The organism is Haloferula sp. A504 (assembly GCF_044385805.1).
GTDB lineage: Bacteria > Verrucomicrobiota > Verrucomicrobiia > Verrucomicrobiales > Akkermansiaceae > Haloferula.
In genome coordinates, this window is the sequence record NZ_JBISBU010000141.1 from 1 (window position 1) to 1574 (window position 1574).

A 1574-nucleotide genomic window follows, 5' to 3' on the forward strand; every position below is an offset into this window, starting at 1 on the left:
ATACTTCGGGTGCTACCGGCTTCCATGATGTGACGGGCGGTGTGTACAAGACCCGGGAACGTATTCACGGCACCGTAGCTGATGTGCCATTACTAGCGATTCCGGCTTCATGGAGGCGAGTTGCAGCCTCCAATCCGAACTGGGCCCAGCTTTACGGATTTCCTCCACCTCGCGGTATCGGTTCCAATTGTGCTGGGCATTGTAGTACGTGTGCAGCCCAGGGCGTAAGGGCCATACTGACCTGACGTCATCCCCACCTTCCTCCCAGTTGATCTGGGCAGTCTGATTAGAGTCCCCACCTTAACGTGCTGGCAACTAATCACAGGGGTTGCGCTCGTTGCGGGACTTAACCCAACATCTCACGACACGAGCTGACGACGGCCATGCAGCACCTGTGCAAGGTGTCCGAAGACTCATCCGCTTTCACGGAATTAGCAATGCATGTCAAGCCCTGGTAAGGTTCTTCGCGTTGCATCGAATTAAGCCACATACTCCACCGCTTGTGCGGGTCCCCGTCAATTTCTTTGAGTTTTAGTCTTGCGACCGTACTTCCCAGGCGGTGCGCTTAACGCGTTAGCTCCGGCACAAGGGGGGTCGAAACCCCTCACACCAAGCGCACACCGTTTACTGCCAGGACTACAGGGGTATCTAATCCCTTTCGCTACCCTGGCCTTCGAGCCTCAGCGTCAGTAAATGTCCAGTAGCTCGCCTTCGCCACGAGTGTTCCTCTCGATATCCACGCATTTCACTGCTACACCGAGAATTCCAGCTACCCCTCCATTACTCAAGTCCGGCAGTATCAAATGCAGTTCCGGGGTTGAGCCCCGGGATTTCACATCTGACTTACCAAACCGCCTACGCTCCCTTTACGCCCAGTGATTCCGAACAACGCTCGGGACCTTCGTATTACCGCGGCTGCTGGCACGAAGTTAGCCGTCCCTTCCTCTTCGGGTACTATCAACCCTGTCGGCTGTTAACCGCCAGGTCTTACTCCCCGATGACAGGAGTTTACAATCCGAAGACCGTCATCCTCCACGCGGCGTTGCACCATCAGACTTTCGTCCATTGTGAATTATTCTCGACTGCTGCCACCCGTAGGTGTCTGGACCGTGTCTCAGTTCCAGTGTGACTGATCGTCCTCTCAGACCAGCTACCCGTCGTCGTCTTGGTGAGCCGTTACCTCACCAACAAACTGATAGGACGCGAGCCAATCCTGCAGCGGCAGCACAAGGCCACCTTTACCCTCGCGGGACCATGGGGTATTAATCCGCCTTTCGGCGGGCTATTCCCCACTGCAGGGCATGTAACTCACGTGTTACTCACCCGTGCGCCACTAGAAACCCTCAAAGCAAGCTTCATGAGTTCCCCGTGCGACTTGCATGTCTTAAACACGCCGCCAGCGTTCGTTCTGAGCCAGAATCAAACTCTCCGTAAAAAAACGCAGTGCTCCAATCCCTACCACATGGGCAGGCATCGGAACTCTTATTATTGAAATCGACCCTGGAGAAACCACAACCAACCAGCCCTAAGACCAGCCGGCGTCTTCTCCAGCCACGCGCTTCCGTGCCGGGATC

The 1574-nt window shown here is 55.5% G+C and carries 1 rRNA gene; it reads right to left on the reverse strand.

Annotated features, from left to right (window positions below):
* Window positions 1-1435, reverse strand: a 16S ribosomal RNA gene (locus ACG2LG_RS23810); the annotation flags it as partial.
* Between the last annotated feature and the right edge of the window lie 139 nt (window positions 1436-1574).